This is a genomic window from Micromonospora sp. NPDC005203, assembly GCF_042872705.1.
In the GTDB taxonomy this organism is placed as follows: domain Bacteria; phylum Actinomycetota; class Actinomycetes; order Mycobacteriales; family Micromonosporaceae; genus Micromonospora.
Genome location: NZ_JBIAKV010000022.1, coordinates 55,557 through 63,267, shown reverse-complemented (window position 1 = coordinate 63,267; position 7,711 = coordinate 55,557). Strand labels below are relative to the sequence as shown.

General features: G+C 73.5%; 5 protein-coding genes. 3 read left to right on the top strand and 2 right to left on the bottom strand.

Annotated features, from left to right (window positions below):
- Window positions 1–220: 220 nt before the first annotated feature.
- A complete protein-coding gene (locus tag ACFYPM_RS30700) occupies window positions 221–1,063 on the bottom strand; it encodes an endo alpha-1,4 polygalactosaminidase (RefSeq protein ID WP_387204415.1) in 843 nt (280 codons plus the stop codon).
- Between the two features lie 117 nt (window positions 1,064–1,180).
- Complete coding sequence (locus tag ACFYPM_RS30695; RefSeq protein ID WP_387204412.1) at window positions 1,181–2,560, bottom strand: CAP domain-containing protein; 1,380 nt, start codon at window positions 2,558–2,560, stop codon at window positions 1,181–1,183.
- A gap of 373 nt (window positions 2,561–2,933) precedes the next feature.
- On the opposite strand from ACFYPM_RS30695, the gene ACFYPM_RS30690 reads away from it, so the two are divergent.
- From ACFYPM_RS30690 to ACFYPM_RS30680, 3 genes are all read left to right on the top strand, one after another.
- Window positions 2,934–3,128, top strand: a complete 195-nt coding sequence (locus tag ACFYPM_RS30690) for a hypothetical protein (protein WP_030487463.1) — start codon at window positions 2,934–2,936, stop codon at window positions 3,126–3,128.
- A 346-nt stretch (window positions 3,129–3,474) separates the two neighbouring features.
- On the top strand, window positions 3,475–7,089 hold the full coding sequence (gene smc, locus ACFYPM_RS30685; protein WP_387204409.1) for a chromosome segregation protein SMC: 3,615 nt from the start codon (window positions 3,475–3,477) through the stop codon (window positions 7,087–7,089).
- Complete coding sequence (locus ACFYPM_RS30680) at window positions 7,089–7,709, top strand: HAD family hydrolase (RefSeq protein WP_387204406.1); 621 nt, start codon at window positions 7,089–7,091, stop codon at window positions 7,707–7,709. The genes smc and ACFYPM_RS30680 overlap by 1 nt, the downstream gene beginning before the upstream one ends.
- Window positions 7,710–7,711 lie beyond the last annotated feature (2 nt).

Here is a 7,711-nt window from a genome sequence, read left to right as displayed (position 1 = left end):
GGCCGAGCCGGGCGGGGCCGAGCCGGGCGGGGCCGAGCCGGGCGGGGCCGAGCCGGGCGGGGCCGAGCCGGGCGGGGCCGAGCCGGGCGGGGCCGAGCCGGGCGGGGCCGGGCAAGGGGGTGGCCGGGCAAGGGGGTGGCCGGGCAAGGGGGTGGCCGGGCAAGGGGGTGGCCGGGCAAGAGTGTGGTCGGGCCGCGACGGCGGCCCGACCACCGCCGTGTCAGGGCAGGGGGCAGGCTTCCCGCCAGGCGTCCAACTGACGGTCCTTGCGGATCGACGCGAAGCCGTAGCCGACGGTGGTGACGCAGAACTCGTCGGTCGAGCTGGCGTACTCCACGTGGAAGACCGGTTTGCCGGCGTCGACGAACGGCAGCAGCTTGGCGCACTGGCCCAGCCGGACACAGTCCTCGTTGACGACGAAATCGAAGTCCGGTGCCAGTGCGGCGAGCTGGGGCACGTCGTTGACCAGCCCGGGGGAGAGGCTCAGTGAGCGGGCCAGCTCGGCGAGTCGGCGGTTGAACAGCAGTTGGTCGTCGAAGTCGAGGGGGAAGCCGCTGCGGGACGCGTACCCGTCGGCGTCGGCGAGCGCCACCGCGCCGAAGCCCTTGCCCCGGCAGAGTCGAAAACGGTCGGCCAGCACCGGCTCGAGCGCGTCCCAGCTCCGTACGTCCAGCCACCGGCTGCCGGGCCGACGCCCGGTCGAGCCCTGGACGATGTCCGGGAACCGGCTGGCGTCCGGGTCGGCGGTGCCGACCGACCCGGCGTGCACCTGGCAGATCAGCCGGCGGTCCCGGGACCGCAGCTCGGCGGTCTGCGCGGCGGTGGTGACCACCGGGTCGAGCAGGAACACGTCCGATTCCACAGTCGGGTCGAGCGGGCCGCTGAGTTGCCACTGCCACTGCCAGGTGCGGGCCGACGCGGCCGGCCACGGGGTGGGCGCGCCGGGCGGGGTCAGCTCGGGTCGGCATCCGTACGCCGGCATCACCAGGACGAGTGCGACGCCGGCCGACAGGACGCGGCGCAGTGGGCGTACGGCGACGCGTCGCCGCGGCCGGATCCGCATCGGCAGCTCCCGGGTCCCGGACGGCCGGTCGCCGCCCGCACCGGTACGCCGCCCCCACGCTCTGGCCCGGCGTACCTCACCGGGTCAAACGAGCGCGGGGGCGCGAACGACGCGCGCTCAGCGCGGCGCCGCGAAGACCTGGGTCCAGTACGGCCCGTTGCTGGTGGCGATCCCGACGCCGATCTCGGTGAACGCGCAGTTCAGAATGTTGGCCCGGTGACCGGAGCTGTTCATCCAGGCGTCCATCACCGCGGCCGGGGTCTGCTGGTTCCAGGCCACGTTCTCGCCGTACGTGCGCCAGGCGTAGCCGACCCGGTCCAGCCGCGTGCCGGCGTTGCTGCCGTCGCTGCCGGTGTGCGACATGTTCTTGTGGTCGGCCTGGTCCTGGCTGTGCTTCTGGGCGGCGGTCACCAACTTGTCGTCGATGCTCAGTGCCCCGCAGCCGGCCTTGGCGCGCTCGGCGTTGACCAGGTCCACCACCTCACGGGCCTGGGCGCTGACAGTGCCGCTCGGCTCGCTCGGCCCGCTGGAGCCGCTCGAACCGTTGGAGCCGTTGCTCGTGGCCGGCGCGCTGGTGCGCGGCGCGCCGCGCCGTGACGCTGCGGTGGTACGCGACGCCTCCGGGGTGGGCTTGACGACTCTGCTCGGCGTCGGGCTCGGCGGGGTCGGGCTGGGCGTGCTGGTCGGGGACGGTGCCGCGAGGGTGTCGAGAGTCGGCTCCTCGGTGGGCGCCGTCGACGGGGCGAAGGTGTCGTCGACGGCCGTCGGCCGGCTGGCCCCGTCGTCACCGCCGGGTAGTCCGACCGCGCCGACGCCGAGACTCACCACGAGGGTGGCCGCCGCGGCGGCCCCACCGATCATCAGCGGCCGTCGCCAACGGCGGCGGGAGCGGTGTCGTCCCTCACCGGGCCGGTCGGTGCCGGCGGGCCAGTCGTCGGTCGTCTCCGGGTCGGGTCGCCAACCACCAGTCGTCTCCGGGCCGGCGTCACTGCGCCAGCCGTGGCTGGCCGGGCCGGCGGGGCTGCCGCCGTGCCAGGAGTCGGTGGCGGCCCGGGCCGGGGGATCGTCGTGCCAGGCGTCGGTGGTCGGGCCGCCGGGTCCGCCGCCCTGCCAGCCCTCGGTGGCCGCCCCGGGCGGGCGGGTGTCGTGCCAGCCCTCGGTGGCCGCCCCGGGCGGGCGGGTGTCGTGCCAGCCCTCGGTGGCCGCCCCGGGCGGGCGGGTGTCGTGCCAGCCCTCGGCCGGCTCGTGCTCCGGACGCTGGTCCGGCCAGGCGGCCGTCTGAGCGTCGGCCGGCCCGCCGGAGGTCTCCGGATCCGACTGCCAGTCGGTCGGGGGCTGCTCCCGGTGCCACCCGTCGCCGGGCTGGTTCGGGTCGTCACCGAACAGGTAGGCAGAGCGGGGCTCCGGACGGTCGTGCAGCCAGGTCGGCTCGTCGGTCGGCCGCTCGGCGCGCCGGGAGGCGCCGTTCGGGTCCATCGGGTCGGTCCAGCCGTACACGCCTATGCCTCCACGGGTCGGTTGCGGGCCGGGGTGACGCTACGGCGCGCCCGCGACCTGCGGCAACGTGGCTAAGGAAGAGTTAAGGGGAAGTCGGACGCCAGGGTGCGGAATTCCCTGGATCCGGGCGTACAGTAAAGGCGTCCGGACAGAGAGTGTCCGTGCCATTGCGGCAGCCCCCCGACAAGTGGTCAGGTCGACGTAGAGATGATCTACGGCCTGCGAGAACTTGACGAAGGAGGGGTTTGCGGCTCAATATATAGGTGTCGCCACTCGCGCCCGGTCATGCCCAGATACAGCCTGGAATGACAGCCGCGTATAAATGGGCGCGCGTTGGTCCGGCCTTTCCGGCAGCGCATATCAAGGAGTCAGCATGGCGAAGGCCCTCTACGGCCACGTAGGTGCAGCGCCCGACCGGCGTCTGCTCGACGAGGTCACCCGACTGCGTTCCAGGGTTCAGGCACTGGAGTTCGAGATCACCCGGTTGCGTGCCGACAATGATCGGCTCGCGGCGGCCGCGGCGGAGGCAGACGATCTGCTCCGTCTGGCCGAGCCGGCGCTGACCTGATCTCTGCGTCGCAAAACTGAATCGCACTCTCGCAAAATGCGCGCCGACACCTGTGTGCCGGCGCGCAACACTGTCCGGCTCCTTTCGGCGCCAACTATTTATGATCTTGTGGCCGGTTCCGCCCTTACCGCGTCCCCGCTATCCGAATAGCACGCCCAGCGACAAGCGATCATGAACGGCCCTCGTCCCTGTCGTGATCGACAGAACAAACGGCGGACCCACGTCTCGCGCCCGGCCCGGGGCGGGTCGCGTGCCCGACCGCTCCCACCACCGGGTTAGTCTGCGAGTTCACCCAGGTCCCCACAGCCGGCGACGGTACGGCGGCCCCCGGACGAGGATCGAGAAGGTGTATCTCAAGAGCCTGACGGTGAAGGGCTTCAAATCCTTCGCCTCCGCCACGACGTTGAAGCTGGAGCCCGGGATCACCTGCGTGGTGGGCCCGAACGGCTCCGGCAAGTCCAACGTCGTCGACGCCATCGCCTGGGTGCTCGGCGAGCAGGGCGCCAAGGCGCTGCGGGGCGGCAAGATGGAGGATGTCATCTTCGCCGGCACCGCCGGCCGGGCGCCGCTGGGCCGTGCCGAGGTCACCCTCACCATCGACAACACCGACGGCGCGCTGCCGATCGAGTACACCGAGGTCTCCATCACCCGCCGGATGTTCCGCTCCGGCGAGAGCGAGTACGAGATCAACGGCAACACCTGCCGGCTGCTCGACATCCAGGAGCTGCTGTCCGACTCCGGCATCGGCCGGGAGATGCACATCATCGTCGGGCAGGGCCGCCTCGACGGCATGCTGCACGCCAAGCCGGAGGACCGCCGCTCGTTCATCGAGGAGGCGGCCGGCGTCCTCAAGCACCGCAAGCGCAAGGAAAAGGCGCTGCGCAAGCTCGACGCGATGCAGACCAACCTCAACCGCCTCACCGACCTCACCGCCGAGCTACGCCGCCAGCTCAAGCCGCTGGGCCGCCAGGCCGAGGTGGCCCGCCGGGCGGCCGCCATCCAGGCCAACCTGCGCGACGCCCGGCTGCGCCTGCTCGCCGACGACCTGGCCACTCTGCGGACCACCCTGGACCGGGAGATCGCCGACGAGACGGCGCTGCGGGAGCGGCGTGAGCAGATCGAGGGCGAGCACGTGGAGGTGCAGGGCCGGCTCGGCGAGCTGGAGGCCGCCCTCGCCCAGGACGCTCCGCTGCTCGCCGCCGCCCAGGACACCTGGTACAAGCTGGCCGCCCTCCAGGAGCGCTTCCGCTCGATCGAGCAGTTGGCCCGGGAGCGGCTGCGGCACCTCAGCGCCAGCGGCGACGACGAACGGCCCGGCCGCGACCCGGACCAGCTGGAGGCCGAGGCGGAACACGTCCGCGAGCAGGAGGAGGAGCTGCGCGCGGCGCTCACCGACGACCAGATCCGCCTGGCCGAGGCGGTCGAGCACCGCCAGGAGCTGGAACGGCAGCTCGCCGCCGCCGAGCGGGAGCTGGTCGCCGCGGCCAAGGCCATCGCCGACCGGCGCGAGGGGATGGCTCGGCTCACCGGTCAGGTCAACTCGGCCCGCGCCCGGACGACAAGCGCCGGCGAGGAGATCGAACGGCTCGCCGTCGCGCACGCCGACGCTCTGGGGCGCGCCGAGCAGGCACAGGCCGACCTGGACGCGGTGGCCGCCCAGTCCACCGAGGCCGACCGGGACAACGCGGACCTGGACGCCCGGCACGCCGAGGCGGTCGCCGTGCAGGAGCGGGCGCAGGCCACCGTGCGATCGCTTGCCGACGCCGAACGGACGGCGGAGAAGGACGCCGCCACCTGGAAAGCCCGGGAGGAGGCGCTGGCCCTGGGGCTGCGGCGCAAGGACGGCGCCGGGGCGTTGCTCGCCCGCGCCGACGACGTGCCCGGCCTGCTCGGCAGCCTCGCCGGGCTGCTCACCGTCGCGCCCGGCCACGAGGCGGCGCTGGCCGCCGCGCTCGGCGGTCTCGCCGACGCGGTAGCCGTCAGCGGGGTGGACGAGGCCGTCGAGGCGATGCGGCTGCTGAAGATCTCCGACGCGGGCCGGGCTGGTTTGCTCGTCGGCAGCCCGGCGGGACCCGGCATGACCGGTTCCGCCGACGCACTGCGCCCGAAGCTGCCCGACGCGGCCAGGTGGGCGCCCGACCTGGTGGAGTGCGGCGAGGAGCTGCGCCCGGCGGTGCACCGGGCACTGCGGGACGTGGCGCTCGTCGACGATCTCGCCGCCGCGGCCGACCTGGTCGCCAGCAACCCCGAACTGCGGGCGGTCACCCCGGACGGTGACGTGGTCGGGGCGTACGCGGCGGCCGGTGGGTCGGCCAAGGCCCCCAGCTACATCGAGGTGCAGGCGGCCGTCGAGGAGGCCCGCAGCAACCGGCTCACCGCCGAGCGCGGTGGCGCGGAACTGCGTGACCAACTCGTCGAGGCGCGCGCCGAGGTGGCCGCCGCCAAGGAGGCCGTACAGCACGCCGCCGCCGAGAAACGCGAGGCGGAGAGCCACCGCAACGCCGCCGCCCGCCGGCTGGCCGAGCTGGGCGCGGCGGCCCGTTCGGCGAAGGCGGAGACCGACCGGCTCGGCGAGTCCCACTCCCGCGCCGAGGCGGCCCGGCAGCGGGACCTCACCGCGCTCGCCGAGCTGGCGGAACGGCTGCGGCTGGCCGAGGAGACCCCGGTCGACGCCGAGCCGTCCAGCGAGGAACGCGACCAACTCGCCGCCATGGTGCCGCAGGCCCGGCAGAACGAGATGGAGGTCCGGCTCGCCGTGCGTACCGCCGAGGAGCGAGTCTCCTCGATCGCCGGCCGGGCCGATTCGCTGACCCGGCAGGCCACCGCGGAGCGGGCCGCCCGCGAACGCGCCGCCGCCCGGCGCGCCGCGCGCACCCGGGGCGCGGGCATCGCGCGCGCCGTCGCCGGCGGTGCCCGCGAGGCGCTCACCCGACTCACCACCTCGATCGCGACGGCCGAGGAGCACCGCGACGCGGTCGCCCGGGAACGCGCCGCCCGGGAGGCCGAGCTGCAGGAGGTACGCGGGGCGGCCAAGCGGCTCGGCGCGGAGCTGGAGCGGCTGACCAGCCAGGTGCACCGCGACGAGGTGGCCCGAGCGGAGCAGCGGCTGCGCATCGAGCAGTTGGAGGCGAAAGCCGCCGAGGATTTCGGGCTGGACGTGGAGACGCTCGTCGCCGAGTACGGCCCCACCCAGCCGGTGCCGCCGACGCAGGTGGACGTGGCGGCGGCCGAGCGCGACGGCCTGCCGGTGCCCGAGCCGGTGCGCTACGAGCGGCCGGTGCAGGAGAAGCGGGCCGCCAAGGCGGAACGCGAACTGGCCCTGCTCGGCAAGGTCAACCCACTCGCGCTTGAGGAGTTCGCCGCGCTGGAGGAGCGCTTCAAGTTCCTCTCCGAGCAGCTGGAGGACCTCAAGGCAACCCGTCGGGACCTGCTCACCGTGGTCAAGGACGTGGACGAGCGGATCCTGGAGGTCTTCGCCAGCGCCTTCTCCGACACCGCCCGGGAGTTCGAGCAGGTGTTCACCGTGCTCTTCCCCGGCGGTGAGGGCCGACTGATCCTCACCGACCCCGACGACCTGCTCACCACCGGTGTCGAGGTGGAGGCCCGCCCACCGGGCAAGAAGATCAAGCGGCTGTCGCTGCTCTCCGGTGGCGAGCGGTCGCTGACCGCGGTGGCCATGCTGGTGGCGATCTTCCGCGCCCGGCCCAGCCCGTTCTACATCATGGACGAGGTGGAGGCGGCCCTGGACGACGTGAACCTGGGCCGGTTGATCACGTTGCTGGCACAGTTGCGGGAGAAGAGTCAGCTGATCGTCATCACGCACCAGAAGCGGACGATGGAGATCGCCGACGCGCTCTACGGAGTGACCATGCGTAGCGGGGTCACCCAGGTGATCAGCCAACGGCTCAACCGGGCCGACGAGGACGACCAGCGGCACCGCCGCGGCGAGGAGAACGGGTAGTGGCTCGGGAACGCGCGACGGCGCTCCTGCTGGACTTCGACGGCGTACTGCGCCGGTGGGACCCGGCGGTGGCCGCCGTCGTCGAGCGGGAGTACGGCCTCTCCGAGGGGGTGCTCGGTGAGATCGCCATGCAGTGGGGGCGGCTCCAGCCGGTGCTTACCGGCCAGGTCAGCCACGCCGAGTGGATGAGTAGTGTGGCGGACGCCCTGGCCGAGTCGGTGGGCAGCCCGCAACGGGCCCGCGCCGCTGTCGAGCAGTGGCAGGGCTACCGGGGCGAGGTCGACCAGGAGGTGCTGGCGTTCGTCCGGGAGGTTCGCGCGGCGGGCGTCCGGGTCGGGCTGGGCACCAACGCCACCGACCTGCTCGACGCCGACCTGGCCGCGCTGGGCCTGGTCGGCGAGCTGGACGTGGTGGTCAATTCCTCCACGATCGGCGTGCACAAGCCGGCTCCGGAGTACTTCCAGGCCGCCTGCGTGGCCCTGGCCACCCCGCCGGCCCGGGTCCTCTTCGTCGACGACGAGGACTGGGCCGTGCGGGGCGCCCGCGCCGCCGGGCTGTCGGCGCACCGCTGGGGCGGCCACGCCGACCTGCGTTACCTGCGGGCGGCCCTGGACCACTGAGC